This is a genomic window from Klebsiella sp. C349492 (assembly GCF_042055345.1).
In the GTDB taxonomy this organism is placed as follows: domain Bacteria; phylum Pseudomonadota; class Gammaproteobacteria; order Enterobacterales; family Enterobacteriaceae; genus Klebsiella; species Klebsiella scottii.
Map to the genome: position 1 here is coordinate 381,260 of NZ_JANQCE010000006.1, position 20,328 is coordinate 401,587.

The window sequence follows — 20,328 nt, forward strand, 5'->3', positions numbered from 1 at the left end:
GAAAGCAAAAGGCCTTAAAAGCCAAATAAACACTGAAAAATCCAAACTTTAAGCATTTTAGTCCAATGAGTCAAAATGGCCCCAATTGACTCATCGTTGGGGCAAAAACTGAGCAGAGCCGGCAGTCGGACCATTCGGCTGACATATGGAATGCCTGGAAGGCACAAAGACTGCCAATTTCGGTTCGTAATATCGACATTGTTTAAAGGAAAACAACATGAAAATCAAAACACTGGCAATCGTTGTTCTGTCAGCCCTGTCCCTGAGCTCCGCGGCGGCTTTGGCCGATACCACCACGGTAAACGGCGGGACGGTGCACTTTAAAGGGGAAGTGGTCAACGCAGCCTGTGCAGTAGACGCCGGCTCTATCGATCAAACCGTACAGCTGGGCCAGGTGCGTTCAGCCAAACTCGCTACCGCGGGCAGCACCAGCTCCGCCGTTGGTTTCAACATCCAGCTGGATGACTGTGATACCAGCGTTGCAACTAAAGCATCCGTCGCCTTCTCCGGCACGGCGGTCGATAGCACCAACACTACCGTACTGGCGCTGCAAAACTCTGCAGCCGGCGGCGCAACTAACGTCGGCGTACAGATCCTCGACAGCACCGGCACCGCGCTGGCGCTTGACGGCGCAACTTTCGGTGCCGCCACCACGCTGAATGATGGCACCAACATCATTCCATTCCAGGCTCGCTACTATGCAACCGGCGCGGCAACTGCCGGTACCGCTAACGCCGACGCGACCTTCAAAGTTCAGTACGAGTAATTGACACATCACGCACGGATGCTCGTCGGGCCAGGATGGCCCGTTATCCATACAGGACTGGGGTAATCACGATGCAAGGAATGAAATCAGGTCTGTTGATCTTTTTGCTGCCGCCGCTGGCGCTGGCCGGTAACCAGTGGAACGTAACCCTGCCCGGCGGCAACATGCGTTTCCAGGGCGTCATTATCGCCGAATCCTGCCGCGTTGAAGCAGGGGATCGGCAGTTGACGGTCAATATGGGGCAAATCAGCAGCAATCGGTTTCATTCAGCAGGAGAAGATACTGACCCCGTCCCTTTCGCGATCCATTTACAGGATTGCAGCACCGCGGTCAGCCAGCGGGTGGGAATGACGTTTCACGGCGTTGCTGATGGCAAAAATCCGGACGTGCTCTCGGTGGGCGAAGGCCCAGGGATCGCTACCGGCGTCGGCGTCGCGCTGTTTGACAGCCAGGACCATCTGATCCCGCTTAATAGCCCACCAACGACCTGGTCACAGCTGTATACGGGACCAACCACGCTACATTTTGTCGCCAAATATCGGGCGACCGGACGTCAGGTGACCGGCGGAGCCGCAAATGCTCAGGCCTGGTTTTCGCTGACCTATCAGTAACCAGCCAGCAGGCATACCGGATACGGGAAACAACGGTGAGTATAAAAGGGGAAAACGTGAGAAAGAGACTGGGGATAACGCGCAGCCTGTTAGCGGGATTTTTGATGATAGCCACCGGCGGGTTTAGCACCTATGCCGATGCGGGCGTGGCGCTGGGAGCCACCCGGGTCATCTATCCTGCCGGACAAAAACAGGTCCAGCTGGCGGTAACCAATAACGATGACAACAGCACCTATCTGATTCAGTCGTGGGTAGAAAATGCCGACGGTCAGAAGGACGGACGCTTTGTGATCACCCCGCCGCTGTTCGCCATGCAGGGTAAAAAAGAGAACACCCTGCGGATCATCGACGCCACCAACAATCAGCTGCCGCAGGATCGCGAAAGCCTGTTCTGGATGAACGTTAAGGCGATCCCGTCGATGGATAAATCGAAGCTCAGCGACAATACCCTGCAGCTGGCGATTATCAGCCGCATCAAGCTCTACTATCGCCCGGCTAAGCTGGCGCTCTCGCCGGACCAGGCGACGGAGAAGCTGCGCTTTCGCCGCAGCGCGAACACCCTCACGCTGATTAACCCTACTCCCTACTACCTGACGGTGACCGAACTCAACGCCGGAACCCGGGTGCTGGAAAACGCGCTGGTTCCGCCGATGGGCGAAGCCTCGGTGAAGCTGCCGCCGGACGCCGGCAGCGAGATCTCCTGGCGGACGATTAACGACTACGGCGCGCTGACCCCGCGGATGAAGGGCGTCGCGCAATAGCTACGGGGAAACCAGCGTTATCCCCTGAAATATAATAAGAACTGACAGCCGGGCGACTTCGGACCGGAGGGATTATGTCACATCTGAAATATGGACCGAACCGTTTGGTTTCTCCTCGCGCCCGGCGTCATGCCCCGCTTTTTGCACGACGGCTGGTGCAGTTCCCGCTGCTGCTTGCGCTTGCCACGCAGGCCTTTGCCGCGCGGGCGGAACTCTATTTTAACCCGCGTTTTTTGGCTGACGATCCGGCGGCGGTAGCGGACCTCTCCAGTTTCGAAAAGGGACAGGAGGTACCGCCCGGCACCTATCGTGTCGATATCTACCTGAACAACGGCTTTATGACCACCCGCGACGTGACCTTTAAGGCCGGGGAAGAGGATCATCGGCTGGCGCCCTGTTTGACCCGCGGACAGCTGGCGAGTATGGGCGTCAATACTCCCGCCGTGGCGGGAATGGATGCGCTGGCCGCCGATGCCTGCGTACCGCTGACCACCATGATCAAAGAGTCCACCAGCCGCTTCGACGTCGGCCAGCAGCGCCTGTACCTGACCGTTCCCCAGGCCTTTATGGGCAACCGCGCGCGCGGCTATATTCCCCCTGAGCTCTGGGATGACGGAATTAACGCCGGGCTGCTGAACTACAACTTCACCGGCAACAACGTGCACAACGATATTGGCGGCAGCAGCAGCTATGCCTACCTGAATCTGCAAAGCGGCCTCAACCTCGGCGCCTGGCGCCTGCGCGATAACACCACCTGGAGCTACAGCAGCGGCGGCAGCTCATCGAGCAACGAGAATAAGTGGCAGCACGTTAACAGCTGGCTGGAGCGGGATATTATCCCCCTTCGCTCGCGCCTGACGCTCGGCGACAGCTATACCAACGGCGACGTGTTCGACGGCATCAACTTCCGCGGCGCCCAGCTGGCCTCTGACGACAATATGCTGCCGGACAGCCAGAAAGGTTTCGCCCCGGTCATTCACGGGATTGCCCGCGGGACGGCGCAGGTCTCGATCAGGCAAAACGGCTACGAGATCTATCAGAGCACGGTGCCGCCCGGGCCGTTCACCATCAACGACCTCTATGCCGCAGGTAACGGTGGCGATCTGCAGGTCACCATCAAAGAGACCGACGGCACCCGCCAGGTCTTTACCGTGCCGTGGTCAACGGTGCCGGTGCTGCAGCGCGAGGGCCATTCGCGCTTCGCCCTGACGGCGGGGGAATATCGCAGCGGCAACGACCAGCAGGAGAAGCCGAAATTCTTCCAGGGGACGCTGCTGCACGGCCTGGCGGCGGGCTGGACGCTGTACGGCGGCTCCCAGCTGGCCGACCGCTACCGCGCCTTTAACCTCGGCGTAGGTAAAAACATGGGCGAGTTCGGCGCCGTGTCGCTGGACGTGACCCAGGCAAACGCCACCCTGCCGGACGACAGCAAGCATCAGGGGCAGTCGCTGCGTTTTCTCTATAACAAATCGCTTAACGAAATCGGCACCAATATTCAGCTGGTCGGCTACCGCTACTCCACGCGGGGCTATTACAGCTTTGCCGATACCACCTATAGCCGGATGAGCGGCTACGACGTCGAGACCCAGGACGGCGTTATCCAGGTGAAGCCCAAATTCACCGACTACTACAACCTCGCCTACAGCAAGCGCGGCAAGGTGCAGGTCAGCGTCACCCAGCAGCTGGGACGCACCGCCACGCTCTACCTGAGCGGCAGCCATCAAACCTACTGGTCAACCGGCAAAGCGGACCAGCAGCTGCAGGCCGGGCTGAACGCCGCAGTGGACGATATCAACTGGACGCTGAGCTACAGCCTGACCAAAAACGCCTGGCAGCAGGGGCGCGACCAGATGCTGGCGGTCAACGTCAACATTCCGTTCAGCCACTGGCTGCGCTCGGACAGCAAATCAGCGTGGCGCCACGCCAGCGCCAGCTACAGCATGTCGCACGATCTCGATGGCCGGATGACCAACCTCGCCGGGCTCTACGGCACGCTGCTGGAGGATAACAACCTCAGCTACAGCGTGCAGACCGGCTACGCCGGAGGCGGCGCCGGCAGCAGCGGCGGCACGGGCTATACCGCCCTGAACTACCGCGGCGGCTACGGCAACGCCAACGTCGGCTACAGCCGCAGCGACGGCTTTAAGCAGCTCTACTACGGCGTCAGCGGCGGCGTGCTGGCCCACGCCAACGGCGTGACCTTAAGCCAGCCGCTGAACGACACGGTGGTGCTTATCAAAGCGCCCGGCGCGGAGAAGGTGAAGGTGGAGAATCAGACCGGCGTGCGCACCGACTGGCGCGGCTACGCGGTGCTGCCTTACGCCACCGAGTACCGGGAGAACCGGGTGGCGCTGGATACCAACACCCTCGCCGACAACGTCGATCTTGACGACGCCGTGGTCAGCGTGGTGCCCACCCATGGCGCGATCGTGCGCGCCGACTTTAAGGCCCACGTCGGGATGAAATTGCTGATGACCCTCACCCGCAACGGCAAGCCGGTGCCGTTCGGCGCCATGGTGACCTCGGCGAGCAATCAGAGCGGCAGCATTGTCGCCGATAACGGCCAGGTCTACCTCAGCGGGATGCCGCTGGCCGGCCGGGTGCAGGTGAAGTGGGGAGACGGGCCGGATGCCGGCTGCGTGGCCGAGTATCGCCTGCCGCCGGAGAGCCAGCAGCAGTCGCTTAGCCAGCTCTCCGCGGTGTGCCGCTAAGGAAAGGATCATGATGACAAAATCGTTCTATTTGCTGCTGGCCGTGCTGTCGCTTGCCGTCGCCAACGCGTGTGCCGCCGACAGCACCATCTCCATCAGCGGCTACGTGCGGGATAACGCCTGCGCGGTGGCGGGAGAATCAAAGGATTTTACCGTCGACCTGCTGGATAACGCCGCCAAACAGTTTCATGCCGTCGGCGCCACCACGCCCGCGGTGCCGTTTCGCATCGTCCTGTCGCCCTGCGGCAGTTCGGTTACCGCGGTAAAGGTGGGCTTCACGGGGGTGGCGGATAGCCTCAACACCGGCCTGTTAAAGCTGGACAGCGGCGCGTCGGCCGCGGCGGGGATGGGGGTGCAGATCCTCGATACGCAGCAGGCGATGCTGCCGCTGAACGCCGCCTCCTCGGCGATAGCCTGGACCACCCTGACCCCGGGGCAGACCAATATTCTGAACTTTTACGCCCGCCTGATGGCGACCCAGGTCCCGGTCACCGCCGGACACGTTAACGCCACAGCGACCTTTACGCTGGAATTTCAGTAACCGGAGGCTGAGATGAAATGGACTCCCCCAGGCTGGCTGGTAGCCGGCGCGCTGCTCATGGCCGCCTCCTCGCTACAGGCTGCCGACGTCACCATCACCGTGAACGGCAAGGTGGTGGCAAAACCGTGCACGGTGTCGACCACCAACGCCACCGTCGAACTCGGCGATCTCTACACCTTCAGCCTGGTGTCGGCTGGGGCCGCTTCGGCGTGGCACAGCGTGGCGCTCGATTTAAGCAACTGCCCGATTGGCACCTCGCGGGTGGTCGCCACCTTCAGCGGCGCCGCGGACGGCACCGGCTATTACAAAAACCAGGGCACCGCCGGCAATATCCAGCTCGAGCTACAGGACAGCGGCGGCACCACGCTGAACAACGGCGCCACTCAATCGGTGCAGGTCGATGACGCCACCCAGTCCGCCCGTTTCCCGCTGCAGGTCAGGGCGCTGACGGTGAACGGCGGCGCCACCCAGGGAACCATTCAGGCGGTGATTAACGTCACCTACACCTACGCCTGAATCAGGAGAGTACGTTTATGAAAAAAATAGTCACCCTGCTGGCCGCGCTGGCGATGATGGGCTGGTCGATTAACGCCTGGTCCTTCGCCTGTAAAACCGCCAGCGGACAAACGATCCCCATCGGCGGCGGCAGCGCCAACGTCTACGTGAATCTCTCTCCCGCGGTGAGCGTCGGGCAAAACCTGGTGGTCGACCTCTCGACGCAGATTTTCTGCCATAACGACTATCCGCAGACCATCACCGACTACGTGACCCTGCAGCGCGGCTCCGCCTACGGCGGCGTGCTGTCGAGCTTCTCCGGTACCGTAAAATACAACGGCAGCTCTTATCCGTTCCCGACCACCACGGAAACCTCGCGGGTGATTTACGACTCGACCACCGATAAGCCGTGGCCAACCGTGCTCTACCTGACGCCGGTCAGCACCGCCGGCGGGATCGCCATTACCTCCGGGTCGCTGATCGCCGTGCTGATCCTCCATCAGACCAACAACTACAACAGCGATTCCTACCAGTTCGTCTGGAACATTTATGCCAATAACGACGTGGTGGTGCCGACCGGCGGCTGCGACGTCTCCGCCCGCGACGTGACGGTGACCCTGCCGGACTATCCCGGCTCGATGGCGGTGCCGCTGACGGTGCACTGCGCGCAGAACCAGACGCTGGGCTACTACCTGTCGGGCACCACCACCGGCTCCGGCAACGCCATTTTCACCAATACCGCCTCCGCCTCGCCGGCGCAGGGGATCGGCGTGCAGCTAACCCGCGGCGGTACGGCGGTGTCCGCCAACAGCCCGGTATCGCTGGGCACGGTCGGCACGTCGCCGGTGAGCCTTGGGCTGACCGCCGAATACGCGCGCACCAGCGGACAGGTCACCGCCGGCAACGTGCAGTCGATTATTGGGGTGACGTTTGTCTACCAGTAGGGCGCCGGTCCCGCCGCCCGCCCCGGCGGGGGAGTGCATACTCTCGCCCTGTTCGATGGCGGCGGAGGGGCTCTCTTCGCTGATCGGCGCGGGCGGGCGGCGGCCGACGTTTTTATCCCCTCAGGCCCATGATGCGCCGTCGCTGCCCGACCCGGCGACCTTCCGGCGGATCGTGGTGTTTCTGCCCGACGACCCCTTCTGGCTGCTGTTCACCCTGCGCCAGGCGGCGCTGCTGCTCGACCGCAGCGCCGACGCGCTGCCGATGCTGATCCTCAGCCGCAGCCCCGCCGGCTGGCTGTGGCAAACGCTGCTGCACCTGGTAGGCAACCGCCGCCGCCTTGCCGCCGTCAAAACCGTCGCCTCCGACCTGCCCTTCCGGCAGCTGGCCTCGCTGCTGGGCCAGGCTGCGCCGGACTACCCTTCGCTGGAGATGCTGGCCTGTGAGGAGGCGGCCGCGCGCGGCATTCCCCCGACGGGCCTGAGCAAGCCCGAATTCAACGCCGCGCTGGACTGGCTGCGCGGATACAGCATCACTCGCCAGGCCGAGCTGCGGGGCGTGAGCCATAAAACCCTCTATAACCAGAGACTGTCAGGACTAAAAAAGATGGTGGAACATCATCCGCATCTGGCCACCCGCTTCCCCGGAGGCCAGGCAAAAGGGCACAAAGCGCAGGCTTTCGCCACGCTTTCGGCGTTTGAGCGCGAGTTCGTGCACGCGATCCACTGTCGGCAGGTGTTTCCGGTATTCCAGCCCATTACCGATGGCCGGCTGATGCTCAAGGGGATTGAGGTGCTGTCGCGCTGGCGGCGCAGCGGCAGCGTGCTGCTGCCCGGCGAGTTTCTGCCGCTGGTGCGCGCGGAATATGCCTGGCTGCTGTTAACGGCCTTTGCGCTGCGGGAAGCGGTTCAGGGGATCAACCAGCATCGCGGGGAGTACTACTTCTCGGTAAACGTCCCGCCGGTCATCGCCGGTCATGACAATCTCATGCGGATGATGGAGGCGGCCCGCCAGCAGCTGCTTGAACCACGCTGGGCGGAGAGGCTGGTACTGGAATTTGCCGAAACCGTCGATCTCAACCGCCAGGGGAAGATCGGCAGCAATATCGTGAAATTACAGCAGCAGGGCTTTCGCATTATGCTCGACGACTGCTTTTCACAAAGCAGCGTGATGTTTCCGGTCCGCGCGGTGCGCTTTAGCGAGTACAAGCTGGACATGAGCATCGTGAATGATTTCCAGCACGACGCCCACGCGCTGGCGCTGGTAAAAAGCCTGATCTACTACTGCCAGCTAACCGGCAGCCGCTGCGTTGCCGAGGGGGTGGATAGCCTGGAAAAGCTGAATATGCTGAAGGCGCTGGGGATCGACAGGTTTCAGGGCTATCTGATCTCGCCCCCGGTCAGTCGCGAAAACCTCGAGGATATTATTCAACGCTTTTCGCCGGGACGCTGCGCCGCACCCGCGGCCGGATAGAACGCGCTTCCTGCTGAAAACACGGCAGTTTATGTCAATCTCCCTCTCTTTTCCCCTCTGCGTCTCAACGGGGACGCACGCTTTTTTCGGAATATGCCAGGTTCCCTTTCCTTGACAAAAATTGAACAATTTTACACAAACTCACATTTTGTTCATTTTCACATTGCAAGGATGCCAATGAACCGCAAAGCCATTCTTTGCCGGGCGATCGCCTCAGCGATAGGCCTGTTTTTTCTCCTGCCGGCCCGCGCCGCAGGCCCGGACGATCAGTTTATCATTCAGCAGCAGCGTCAGAAGGCGCTGGAGCAGCAGCTGACCCCGCCGACGCCCGACGTGCGCCTCTCCGAGCCCGCTTCCGGCTTCGGCCGCATTCCCTTCCCGCCGGAAACGCCCTGCTTTCCCATCCACCGCGTGGCGCTGAGCGGCCAGCAGGCGCTCCCCCGCTGGCTGCCGCTGCAGCGCATCGCCGACCAGGCGCAGGGGCGCTGTCTCGGAGGGAAAGGGATTAACCTGCTGATGAGCACCCTGCAAAACCGGCTGGTCGACGGCGGCTGGATCACCACCCGTGTGCTGGCGCCCTCCCAGGATTTGAAAAGTGGCACCCTGAAGCTGACTATTGTGCCGGGCTACGTGCGCCACGTGCGGCTGACGCCGCAGAGCGACGACTACATCCAGCTGTATAGCGCCTTTCCGGCCCATGAGGGCAATTTGCTCGACCTGCGCGATATCGAACAGGGGCTGGAAAATCTCCAGCGTCTGCCTACCGTCGAGGCCAGTATGGAAATTGTCCCCGGCGACAATCCCGGCGAGAGCGATATCGTTATTACGCGCAAACAGTCGAAGATGTGGCGTCTGGGGCTCTCGCTGGACGACTCGGGCACGGAAACCACCGGCCGCTATCAGGGCGGCGTGACGCTATCTCTGGACAACCCCTTCTCGCTAAGCGATTTACTCTATCTCTCCGCCAGCCACGATCTGAACGATAGCGGCGGCAAGAGCAGCCGCAACTACATTGCCCACTACTCGGTGCCTTACGGCTACTGGATGCTAGGGGTCACCGGCAGCGACTACGACTATCACCAGACGGTGGCAGGCCTTAACAGCGATTACCGCTACAGCGGCAAAAGTAAAAATCTCGACGTGCAGCTAAGCCGCGTTCTGCACCGCAGCGGTACGCAGAAAACGACCTTCACCTACGACGTTCTGGCCCGCGAAACCCGCAACTACATCGACGATACCGAAGTCGGCGTACAGCGTCGCCAGACGGCAGCCTGGCGCGTGGGGCTACAGCATCGCCACTATATCGGTCAGGCCACTCTCGACCTCGGCGCCAGCTACCAGCGCGGCACCCGCTGGTTTGGCGCGCGGCCCGCGCCGGAAGAGTACGTCGGCGATGCCACCGCGCTGAGCAAAATCACCCAGCTCAACGCCCAGCTCGACCTGCCTTTTACCCTCGGGACACAAAATTTCCGCTACAACGTGCAGTATCTACGCCAGATCAGCAACACCCCGCTGACGCCGCAGGATCAGTTCGCCATCGGCAACCGCTGGACGGTACGCGGATTCGACGGCGAGCGCACCCTCAGCGCCAGCCACGGCTGGTACGTCCGCAACGATCTGGCCTGGCGCACCCCGCTGGAGAGCCAGGAGCTCTATCTCGGCGCGGACTACGGTGAAGTCGGCGGCTACAGCTCTGATTACCTCATCGGCCAGCACCTGGCGGGCGGCGCGATCGGCGTTCGCGGCAGCGCCTTCAATACCGGCTATGACCTGTTCGCCGGAACGCCATTCTCGAAGCCGGATGGGTTCCACACCAGCGCCGTGACTCTTGGCTTCAACCTGAACTGGAGCTGGTGATGCGCGTTGGACAATACGAGATTAAGGCGCCGCTGATCTTCGGCGGCACTGACAACGAAGCCGAAGTGCTGGGGGCCAGCGTCTGGCTATGGATGCATTCGCCGATGCACCGGGATGCCCCGCTGCACGCCCTGCCCACGCTGCTGATGCCGATCATCAAGCGCCGTCAGTATGTGCTGGTTATCCAAAACGAGCGGCCGGTGTTTTTTCTCAGCTGGGCGTGGCTCAGCCGGGAGTCGGAAGCCCGCTACCTCACCCGTCCGGCGATTGAGATGCGCGAGACTGACTGGGACAGCGGCGACCGGATGTGGTTTTGCGACTGGATCGCGCCGTTCGGCCATACCGCCGCCATGAACGCCCTGATGCGCCAGGACATCTTTGCCGACCACTGCGCGCGGGCGCTCTATCACCGGGGCGAGCAGCGCGGCAAGCGGGTGGTGACGTTCCACGGCCGCCGCGTCAGCCGCGAACAGGCAAGGGCCTGGCGGCGGACTCACCCGCTCGCCGTCAACCTGCCGGAAGCGTTTAAAGGACTAAACCATGAATAAGAACCTCTACCGTATTGTGTTCAACAAAGCGCGCGGCATGCTGATGGTGGTGGCGGACATCGCCCGATCCGGACGCGCCGGCTCCGCACGTTCTTCCGCGCCGGGACGCCTCCCGCGCCAGCTGCACGGCAAGGTCAGCGCCATCAGCCTCAGCCTGTGGCTGGCGATGGGCGTTATTCATCCGGCGCAGGCCAATATCGTCGCCGACGCCGGAGCGCCGAAAAACCAGCAGCCAACGGTGTTGCCGAGCGCCAACGGTACGCCGCAGGTCAATATTCAGACCCCGTCTGCCGCCGGGGTATCGCGCAATACCTACAGCCAGTTCGACGTCAACCAGCAGGGGGCGATCCTCAATAACTCGCATAAAAACGTGCAGACCCAGCTGGGCGGCATGGTGGCGGGGAATCCCTGGCTGGCGAAAGGGGAAGCGAAGGTCATTCTGAACGAGGTGAATTCGCGCGACCCCAGCCGGCTAAACGGGATGATAGAAGTGGCCGGGAAAAAGGCCCAGGTGGTGATCGCCAACCCGTCCGGCATTACCTGTAATGGCTGCGGCTTTATCAACGCCAACCGCGCCACCCTGACCACCGGCCAGGCGCAGATTAATAACGGCAATCTCACCGGCTATCAGGTCGAACGCGGCGAAGTGACCATCGAAGGCGCCGGGATGGAGAGCTCGGGGGCCGATTACACCGATATTATCGCCCGCTCGGTGAAGGTTAACGCCGGGCTGTGGGCGAAGGATCTGCAGGTCACCACCGGACGCAACCGGGTGGATGCCGCCCACCAGCGCATCGAAAAAACCGGCGACGATCCGGCAACGCGTCCGCAGCTGGCGGTGGATGTCGCCAGCCTCGGCGGCATGTACGCGGGTAAAATCCGCATGGTCGGCACGGAGAGCGGCGTCGGGGTGCGCAACGCCGGCGCCATTGGCGCCCAGGCCGGGAGCGTGAACCTGACCGCCGACGGCCGCATTGAAAACAGCGGCACGCTGCGCGCCAGCGAAAACGCCGCCGTCCGTACCGCCGGCGAGTTCAGCAACGGCGGCGCGCTGACCGCCGGCCATAATGTGGACATTCAGGCGGCCAGCCTCACCAGCAGCCGCAGCAGCGTGCTGGCCGCCGGAGTACAAAATGACGGTAAGCTGGCGGAGAGCGGCGACCTGCGGCTGCACGCCGGCGGCCAGCTGAGCGTCCACGGCCAGACGCTGGCCGGCGGAAACCTGCACGCCAGCGGCCAGGGGGTGGACGTCAGCGGCAGCCGGACCCAGGGCCAACGGGTCGAGCTGGACAGCGGCGCGGGCCACCTGCTCACCCAAAATGCCGAGGTCAACGCCCGGGATCTGACCCTGCGCAGCGGCCAAACGCTCAACAACGACGGCGGCACGCTCAGCGCCGACGCGATAACCCTCTCCGCCCGGCATCTTTCGAACCGCAAAGGCAAGCTGGTGCAGACCGGCAGCGGCGCCCTGGCGGTCAATCTGCCTGGCGATATCGATAACCGGGAGGGGGAGATTGCCGCCAACGGCGATATTCAGCTCGCGGCGCACTCCGTCGATAACCAGGGCGGGAAAGTGCTGGCGGCGCAGAGCGGCAGCCTGACGGCACACGCCGGGACGACGCTGGATAACCGCAAAGGCACCCTCGCCGCGGCGGGCGATACCCGGCTCGACGCCGGCATTCTCAATAATAACGAGGGGCTGATTTCCGCCGCTACCGGCAGCGGCGAGATCCGCAGCACGCAGGCGGTCAGCAACGGCAAAGGGCGCATCGAAGCGGCCAAAACGCAGACCATCAGCGCCGCCGGGCTGGATAACCAGCAGGGCGTTATCGTCGCCGACCGGGCCACGCTGGCGCTCGCCGACGGCACCTTCAACAACCAGTCCGGCTCGCTGTATTCGCACAGCGCGCTGAATATTCACAGCGGCGCGCTCAATAACCAGCGCGGCTACCTCGCCAGCGGCGGCACGCTCACCTTCAAAGGGGGCGATGTTGATAACCGTGCCGGTCAGTTCGCCGCGGAGCAGGCCCTGAACGCCAGCTTCAGCTCCTTCCTGAACCACGAGGGCAGCCTGAAGGCGCTGGGCGCGATGACGCTGAACGGCGGCACGCTGGACAACGTCCGGGGGATCGTCGGCGCGGGCGGCGCGCTCGACGTTGGCGTCACCAGCCTCGACAACCGCCAGGGCACCCTGTTCAGCAACGCGGATGCCCTGCTCCACGCCGACCGGCTGGACAACCAGGGCGGCCAGCTGGCGGCGCAGCGGACGCTGAGCGTTAGCGGCGGGCAGCTGGTCAACGATAGCGGCGGCCTGATCCAGAGCGGCGAGGGCCTGACTCTCGCCGCCGACGATATCAGCAACCGCAGCGGCAGCATCAGCAGCAGCGCAGCCGCCACCCTGCGCAGCCGGCACCTGCACAACGGCGGGGGAGAGATCCAGAGCGTCGGCGACCTGCTGATCGACAGCGCCCGCGGCATCGTGGATAACGTTTCCGGGCTGATGCGCAGCGGCGCGACGCTAACGCTCACGGCCGCCAGGCTTATCAACCAGAATACCCTCGGCGACAATCAGGGGCTGGAGGCGCAGAACATCGCCCTGGCAACCGAGACGATCGATAACCAGAGCGGGATGATCCTGGCCGATAAATCGCTGACGGTACGCAACGGCGGCGAGCTCAACAACCGCAGCGGCGGGCTGGCGGCCTCCGGGACGGTGGATATTCGCGGCGACGGGCTGGCGCTGCTAAACCAGGGCGGCACGGTGAAAGCCGGCGAGATGCTGCGCATCGAGGCGGAGAGGCTCGACGGCGGCGGCCAGCTGCTGTCACTCGGCGATATGGCGCTGAGCAGCCGCCAGTCGCTGAATAACAGCGGGACGATGGTGGCCAACGGCAGCTTCACGCTCACCTCCGCGGGGGATATCACCAACGGCGGTAAGCTGCTGGCGGGCAGCAGGCTCGATCTCACCGGCCGCAACCTGAACAACGGGGCCAGCGGCGAAATTAACGCCGGGCAAAACACGCTTAACGTCAGCGACACGCTGTTCAACGCCGGGCTGATCGACGGCGGCTATACGCGGATTAACGCCGGAACCCTCACCAACAGCGGCAGCGGGCGCATCTACGGCAACGCCGTTGGCGTCAATGCCGTCACCTTCAACAACCTGGCGGAAAACGGCACGGCGGCGACCCTTGCCGGGCGCGAGCGCATCGACCTCGGGGTGCAGACCCTGAATAACCGCGACCACGGGCTGATCTACAGCGGCGGCGATCTGCTGATTGGCGGCGCGCTGGGGGATAACGGCGCCGCGATCGGCCGGGCGGGAACGATCGATAACCATAGCGCGACGATCGAGTCCGCCGGGGATATGACGATCGCCGCCGGGCAGATCAACAACATCAACGATCGCTTCGCCACCGGGATCGTCACCGTTGCTCAGGAGCAGGTGACCGAATATCAGCACACCGGCTCCCCCAACCGCTGGAACGCCGCGGACGACGGCGTGTTTGTCGACAGGAACTCCGCCGATGGCCTGCGCAATCTGAATACCCCGGACGACACCGGCAGTAATAACGATAGCTTCAACCAGTTCGACTATACCCGCACGGTGGAAGAGACGCGGGTCCTCGAATCCGACCCGGCGAAGATCCTCGCCGGCGGCAATATAACGCTCACCGGCGACCGCCTGCTGAACGATAAGAGCCAGGTCATCGCCGGCGGTACCCTGGCGATCGCCGGCCTGCAGGAGGTGAAAAACGACGACGTAACGGGCGAGCGGCGAACCACCGACGTCGGTACCGCCACCCACTACTACCGCATTCGCCACAAAGGGGGCGACGAGCAGGGCCGCGACCGTACCGCATATACGCCGCCGACCGAAATTCAGAGCATTTCCCTGAAGCCGGGGCAGCTTATCAGCGGCGGCAGCGTCGAGGGCACGCCGCTCACCATCGCGCCGCTGACCCCGCAGGGCACGGCGGCGGCGATCGGCGTGGCGGGCGCCGTCGCCGGTCAGCACACCGTTTCGCCCGGCGAGCCGGTCACGCCGCCGGCGGGCCAGCAGTTTGAGGTCACGCCCGCAGAAGGGGCGATTCGCATCGTCGGCCCGAACACCACCCTGCCGGATAACAGCCTGTTTACGGTCAACCCCGCCGCCGACGTGCCGTATCTGGTGGAGACCGATCCGCGCTTCACCAACCAGAAGCAGTGGCTCGGCAGCGACTACATGCAGCAGGCGCTGGCCGGCAACGGCGACACGACGCTGAAACGGCTGGGAGACGGCTACTACGAGCAGCGGCTGATCCGCGAGCAGGTGGTTGCCCTGACCGGCCAGCGCTATCTTGACGGCTACACCAGCGACGAAGAGCAGTTTAAAGCCTTGATGGATCAGGGTATTACCTTCGGCAAACGGTACGCGCTGAAGAGCGGCGTGGCGCTGACCCCCGAGCAGATGGCGCTGCTGACCGGGGATATCGTCTGGCTGGTGAACACCACGGTGAAGATGCCGGACGGCTCGCTGCAGAGCGTGCTGGTGCCGCAGGTCTACGCCAAAGTGAAACCGGGCGACATCGACGGCTCCGGCGCGCTGCTCGCCGGGAATAACGTCAGCATCAGGCTCAACGGCGATCTCTTCAACAGCGGCACCCTTAACGGCCGCCGCGTCCTGCAGCTTGACGCCGACAATATCACCAACCGGGCGGGCACCCTGACCGGCGACGACGTGCGCCTGAGCGCCCGCAACGATATCAATAACATCGGCGGCATCATCCAGGGCGACAGCAGCCTGCAGGCGGTGGCCGGACGGGACATCAACGCCACCACCACCCTCGCCGACGCCCGGAGCGTCAGCGGCGATAACCGCTTCAGCCGCACCACCATCGACAGCGTCTCCGGCATTTATGTCCAGGGCGATGACGGCAGTCTGACGCTGCACTCCGGCCGCGATATCACCCTCAGCGGCGCGCAGGTGGTCGCCAGCGGCGAACGCGGCGAAGTCCAGCTGGTGGCCGGGCGCGATATCCAGCTCAACGACGTCACCACCGCCTGGCGCGATAGTCTGGTGTGGGATGCCGACAACGCCCTCAGCCAGAGCCAGAGCAGCAGCACCGGCAGCGAAGTGACCGGCAAAGGCAGCGTCACGCTGAGCGCCGGGCACGACCTCAGCGCCCGCGGCGCCCTCCTCTCCTCCGGCGCAGCGCTGAACCTCGGCGCAGGCAATAACCTCACCCTCGCGGCGGGCGAAAACAGCCAGGCGCTGGACGAGCGCCACAAGGTCACCGGCAGCAGCGGGTGGCTGTCCAAAACCACCACCCGCACCGAGGACAGCGTGTCGCGGCAGACGGCCCAGGGCAGCGAGCTGAACGGCGACAGCGTCAGCATCACCGCCGGCAACGACCTCACCGTGCGCGGCAGCAGCGTGGCCGGCAGCGGCGACGTGGCGCTGTTGGCGGGCAACAATCTGCGGATCGACACCCAGGATGAGTACAACAGCGAGCAGCACCTGAAGCAGGAGAAAAAATCGGGGCTGATGAGCTCCGGCGGGATCGGCTTCAGCTACGGCACCCAGAGCGTGAAAACCACCGATACCGGGGCGGAGGTTACCCGGGCAGGCAGCACCGTCGGCAGCGTGAACGGCGACCTGACCCTGCGCGCGGGCGACAACCTGACGGTCAACGGCTCCGATCTGATCGCCGGCCAGGACATGGCCCTGAGCGGCAAAAACGTCGCCATTACCGCCGCCGAAAACCAGAGCCGGCAGACCCACGTGGTCGAACAGAAAACCTCCGGCCTGACCCTGGCCCTCTCCGGCACGGCGGGCAGCGCCCTCAACAGCGTTGTTCAGGCCACCCAGGACGCCAAATCCGCCGGCAGCAGCCGCCTGCAGGCCCTGCAGGGCGTGAAGGCGGCCCTCTCCGGCGTGCAGGCCGGTCAGGCCGCCCGTCTGGATGCGGCGCAGGGCAACGATCCGACCAACAACAATACCGTTGGCGTCAGCCTCTCTTACGGCAGCCAGTCGTCGAAATCGACCCGGCGCAGCGAGCAGACCACCGCCCAGGGCAGCAGCCTGACGGCGGGGCGCGACCTCAGCATCACCGCCCGCGAAGGCGATCTGAGCGCGGTCGGCAGCCAGCTGAAGGCGGGCAACAACGTGGCCCTCTCCGCCAGCCGCGACCTGAACCTGGTCTCTGCTGAAAACACCTCGCTGCTTGAAGGCAAAAACGAAAGCAAAGGTGGCACGGTCGGCGTCGGGATTGGCGTGGGCTCCGGCGGCTGGGGGATCAGCGTCTCCGCCAGCGCCAACAAGGGCAAAGGCAGCGAAAGCGGCAACGGCACCACCCACAGCGAAACCACCGTCGATGCCGGCAACAATCTGATCCTCAACAGCGGACGCGACACCACCCTTACCGGCGCCCAGGTCAGCGGCGACACGGTTATCGCCGATATCGGCCGCAACCTGACCCTCACCTCTGAGCAGGACAGCGACCGCTACGACTCAAAACAGCAGAACGCCAGCGCCGGGGGCAGCTTCACCTTCGGCTCCATGAGCGGCTCCGCCAGCGTCAACCTCAGCAAGGACAAGATGCACAGCAACTACGATTCCGTGGTGGAGCAGACGGGCATCTTTGCCGGCAAAGGCGGCTATGACATCACCGTCGGCGAGCATACGCAGCTGGATGGCGCGGTGATTGGCTCGACGGCGACGGCGGACAAAAACCGCCTCGACACCGGCACGCTGGGCTGGGGCGATATCGACAACCGCGCCGATTTTAAAACCGAACACCAGAGCGTCGGGTTCAGCACCGGCGGCAGCATCGGCAGCCAGTTCGCCGGAAACATGGCCAACGGCCTGCTGACCGGCGGGAACAACGAAGGCCACGACAGCAGCACCACCCACGCGGCGGTCTCCGACGGTACGCTCATTGTCCGCGACCAGGGTCAGCAGACCCAGAACGTGGCGAACCTCAGCCGCGACGTGGAGCATGCCAACCAGACCCTGTCGCCGATATTTGATAAGGAGAAGGAGCAGCAGCGCCTGCAGCAGACCCGGCTGATCGGCGAGATTGGCAACCAGGTGGCGGATATTGCGCGCACCGAGGGACAGATTAGCGCCATCAACGCAGGTAAGGCCGAGCTGGCGAAGGAAAAGATCAACGAGCCGGAGAAAGGCGCCAGCAAGGAGGCCTGGGAGCAATATAACGCTCAGCTGGCCGCGACCGAAGGCTATAAGGCCGCGCAGCAGCAATGGGGTACCGGGAGCAGCGTCCAGCAGGCGATTCAGGCGGCAACTGCCGCCGTGCAGGGCCTGGCGGGCAGCGACCTGAAGGCGGCGCTGGCCGGCGGCGCGGCGCCGTATGTGGCGGAGGTTATTAAGCAATACTCACCGAATGAAACCAGCCGGGTAATGGCTCATGCCGTCATGGCCGGGGTTGCGGCTGAATTACAGGGAAACAGTGCAGCAGCAGGCGCTGCGGGTGCCGCAACGGCGGCTATCGGAACATCAGTGATAGCGAAAGCGCTATATGGTACAGATGATTTCAGCAAACTGAGCGAAACACAAAAACAAACGGTGTCTGCGCTAAGCACGCTGGCAAGCGGTCTGGCGGGCGGGCTCGCCGGGGGAGATACAAGCGGTGCAGTGGCAGGCGGCCAGGCTGGTAAGAACACATCAGAGAACAATGATATGTTCAGCCTGCCATCCGGGCTGAATGACTATGGCGCTGCAGCAGCTTCCTGGAATCAATATGCAGTAGATAAAAACCTGACGCCGGAGCAGACACAGGCTGGACTGGATAAACTGGCTAAAGGTGACCTGCCTGAAGGTGCTAACATCACAAAAGTGATTGTGGATGGCTATAAGGATGGGGTACTGATTGCGGGAGCCGCGTATTTAGGGCCTGCGGCGTCGGTTGGTAAAGTTGTAGGTGGCGGAGTTATTGCAGAGATAGCCAACGGAAGCTACCAGTGGTTCGACCTGAGTCAACCGGGCAATGAAAACAAAAACTGGGACTGGAAGGGCAGTGTCAGTGCAGGCATTACAGGTATGCTCGCACCAGGAAGAACTGTCGGACAAAATGTCGGAATTGCTGCAGGAGGTGCTTTCTTTACCGATGGTCCGGATGTTGGTTCTATTGGAGGGGCCGCTATAGGTTCCTGGGCCGGCGGGAAGTTTGGTGAGTTAGCTCCAGGGTTTGTGAGTTCAGTATCAGGAAAAGAAATCCCTGGTTTTATATTTGATGCGACAGGTTCCTTCGGTAGTGAAATTTTGGGTGGATATGTAAAAGATGCAGTAAATGGCAGCCAGCCTTCTTCCGAAAGGCAAAAGGAGATAAAGGAATGATTCCTTATATTAAGTTATTCATATATTCATGTGTCTTTTGCATTGTATTTGGCTTCTTGCTTATAGGTGGGGGGGCATTATTTATTTATCTAACAAAAGGATACTTCTTTTTTCCTGTTTACCATGTGGAAAGGATAGTTGTGTTTGGGTGTATAGCTGGCTCTGCGATTACACTGGCCACAATAGTTTTTAATCTGATAGATAAATTTAACTCTCGTAAAAAGCCTCCTTCAGATCCGGACTGATCCTCACAAAAATCCCGGCCGCCGAGCCGGGATTTTACTTTAAAATTCAGTCACGGCTTCGCTTCAGGCAATCATAGCGGGGCTTCTCCCGCCGGATGACCGGCAGGTCACCGGTATCGTTAAGCGCACCGGGGAACGTCTTGATCCACAAGTCCATTTTCTTCTTGCTGAAATGAGCCGCGCTTAACCCTTCGGCACAGCCGAACAGCTCTCGGCTGTTCTGGGCGGTGATCACAATGCAATCTGGCATTACTCTGATTTTTACCGGCATACTCGGCGTAAATCCGGCCTGCGAAAGCCAGTCACCCTGGAGCGGGATATAGTCATGCCGCATACGGTCATAAAACTCCGTGCGGTTAAGCGGTTGTGATGACTCCGTAGTGGATCTATTCTGCAAGTGCTTAACGGTTTTTTTACGTAGCAGCTCGCAATTTTCGCTACTGGTTTCTGATTCATCAGAATCTATTTTGGCAATAGCACTTTCTGGCTTAAAATTCTGCTCAGCCATATTCAACTCCTTGATAGTTGTCTGTGGTCAGCGGTAAGAAGGTGTTCCACCACCTCCTTACCGCGCTATTTAATAATCTTTCTACCTATTCCATCCTTCCGTTATGACAAACGAAAATTTTTTCTGCCTTCATTATATCGCACTGAATAAAAACACAGTATATATTACATGGACAGTTTTGATTATTGCGAAGTTGATTCAGGAAATAATATAACTTCATGTAACGTTGCATAATTAATAAGAGTACGCAATTTTTCTGCCACCAGTAGCGGCATTAATGGTATCTATCCCCTGCCCTCCGTCAATAATGACGGACTGCCGAACACCCCCTCCCATACCCTGGACACGGGGGCGAGTCGGAGTACAGGTCACGAGATGAACGACAACACTAAAGGGCAGCTATGAGCTGTGAGTTCAATGGGTCGATGCAACGCTATCCTTAATCAAGGGGGACGTTGCCATGAAACGAAGAACTCGGATTAACTACACGCCAGAGCAGAAGGCGATTATCTGGGACAGATATAAGCAAGGT

General features: G+C 62.0%; 12 protein-coding genes. 11 read left to right on the forward strand and 1 reads right to left on the reverse strand.

The genetic code is table 11. From position 1 onward, the window contains the following. The first annotated feature begins 217 nt into the window (after positions 1-217). The 11 genes from fimA (at position 218) to NWP14_RS21860 (ending at position 19,043) form a co-directional block, all read left to right on the forward strand. Positions 218-766 (forward strand): type 1 fimbrial major subunit FimA, encoded by a 549-nt coding sequence (gene fimA, locus NWP14_RS21810; protein ID WP_095099025.1) that lies wholly within the window; start codon positions 218-220, stop codon positions 764-766. A 71-nt stretch (positions 767-837) separates the two neighbouring features. Continuing rightward, the gene (locus NWP14_RS21815; RefSeq protein WP_143350157.1) at positions 838-1,377 is read left to right on the forward strand and encodes a fimbrial protein; all 540 of its coding nucleotides are present in this window, start codon (positions 838-840) and stop codon (positions 1,375-1,377) included. Between the two features lie 35 nt (positions 1,378-1,412). Next, positions 1,413-2,138 carry a fimbria/pilus periplasmic chaperone gene (locus NWP14_RS21820; RefSeq protein ID WP_375215965.1) on the forward strand — a complete coding sequence of 242 codons (726 nt, stop codon included), beginning with the start codon at positions 1,413-1,415 and terminating at the stop codon, positions 2,136-2,138. A gap of 74 nt (positions 2,139-2,212) precedes the next feature. Further along, on the forward strand, positions 2,213-4,849 hold the full coding sequence (locus NWP14_RS21825) for a fimbrial biogenesis usher protein (RefSeq protein ID WP_375215966.1): 2,637 nt from the start codon (positions 2,213-2,215) through the stop codon (positions 4,847-4,849). 13 nt (positions 4,850-4,862) lie between these two features. Next, entirely contained in the window at positions 4,863-5,390 is a 528-nt protein-coding gene (locus tag NWP14_RS21830; RefSeq protein ID WP_375215980.1) for a fimbrial protein, read from the forward strand. A 12-nt stretch (positions 5,391-5,402) separates the two neighbouring features. Then, positions 5,403-5,906: a fimbrial protein gene (locus NWP14_RS21835; RefSeq protein ID WP_375215967.1), complete on the forward strand. Its 504-nt coding sequence runs from the start codon at positions 5,403-5,405 to the stop codon at positions 5,904-5,906. Positions 5,907-5,923: 17 nt separating this feature from the next. Next, positions 5,924-6,829: a fimbrial protein gene (locus NWP14_RS21840; protein WP_159236240.1), complete on the forward strand. Its 906-nt coding sequence runs from the start codon at positions 5,924-5,926 to the stop codon at positions 6,827-6,829. Next, positions 6,816-8,300: an EAL domain-containing protein gene (locus NWP14_RS21845; RefSeq protein ID WP_375215968.1), complete on the forward strand. Its 1,485-nt coding sequence runs from the start codon at positions 6,816-6,818 to the stop codon at positions 8,298-8,300. Before NWP14_RS21840 ends, NWP14_RS21845 begins: the two co-directional genes overlap by 14 nt. A gap of 177 nt (positions 8,301-8,477) precedes the next feature. Continuing rightward, complete coding sequence (locus NWP14_RS21850) at positions 8,478-10,157, forward strand: ShlB/FhaC/HecB family hemolysin secretion/activation protein (RefSeq protein ID WP_375215969.1); 1,680 nt, start codon at positions 8,478-8,480, stop codon at positions 10,155-10,157. After that, a complete protein-coding gene (locus NWP14_RS21855; protein WP_375215970.1) occupies positions 10,157-10,705 on the forward strand; it encodes a toxin-activating lysine-acyltransferase in 549 nt (182 codons plus the stop codon). The genes NWP14_RS21850 and NWP14_RS21855 overlap by 1 nt, the downstream gene beginning before the upstream one ends. Next, positions 10,698-19,043 carry a hemagglutinin repeat-containing protein gene (locus tag NWP14_RS21860; RefSeq protein ID WP_375215971.1) on the forward strand — a complete coding sequence of 2,782 codons (8,346 nt, stop codon included), beginning with the start codon at positions 10,698-10,700 and terminating at the stop codon, positions 19,041-19,043. The genes NWP14_RS21855 and NWP14_RS21860 overlap by 8 nt, the downstream gene beginning before the upstream one ends. A gap of 291 nt (positions 19,044-19,334) precedes the next feature. Here the strand turns inward: NWP14_RS21860 and NWP14_RS21865 are convergent, their stop codons facing one another. After that, positions 19,335-19,796, reverse strand: a complete 462-nt coding sequence (locus NWP14_RS21865; protein ID WP_375215972.1) for a SymE family type I addiction module toxin — start codon at positions 19,794-19,796, stop codon at positions 19,335-19,337. Positions 19,797-20,328: the final 532 nt, after the last annotated feature.

Excerpts from the sequence above, each read along its gene's own strand:
- fimA (WP_095099025.1), top strand. The coding sequence starts at position 218 with ATGAAAATCAAAACACTGGCAATCGTTGTTCTGTCAGCCCTGTCCCTG.
- NWP14_RS21815 (WP_143350157.1), top strand. The coding sequence starts at position 838 with ATGCAAGGAATGAAATCAGGTCTGTTGATCTTTTTGCTGCCGCCGCTG.
- NWP14_RS21825 (WP_375215966.1), top strand. The coding sequence starts at position 2,213 with ATGTCACATCTGAAATATGGACCGAACCGTTTGGTTTCTCCTCGCGCC.
- NWP14_RS21830 (WP_375215980.1), top strand. The coding sequence starts at position 4,863 with ATGACAAAATCGTTCTATTTGCTGCTGGCCGTGCTGTCGCTTGCCGTC.
- NWP14_RS21835 (WP_375215967.1), top strand. The coding sequence starts at position 5,403 with ATGAAATGGACTCCCCCAGGCTGGCTGGTAGCCGGCGCGCTGCTCATG.
- NWP14_RS21840 (WP_159236240.1), top strand. The coding sequence starts at position 5,924 with ATGAAAAAAATAGTCACCCTGCTGGCCGCGCTGGCGATGATGGGCTGG.
- NWP14_RS21850 (WP_375215969.1), top strand. The coding sequence starts at position 8,478 with ATGAACCGCAAAGCCATTCTTTGCCGGGCGATCGCCTCAGCGATAGGC.
- NWP14_RS21855 (WP_375215970.1), top strand. The coding sequence starts at position 10,157 with ATGCGCGTTGGACAATACGAGATTAAGGCGCCGCTGATCTTCGGCGGC.
- NWP14_RS21860 (WP_375215971.1), top strand. The coding sequence starts at position 10,698 with ATGAATAAGAACCTCTACCGTATTGTGTTCAACAAAGCGCGCGGCATG.
- NWP14_RS21865 (WP_375215972.1), bottom strand. The coding sequence starts at position 19,796 with ATGGCTGAGCAGAATTTTAAGCCAGAAAGTGCTATTGCCAAAATAGAT.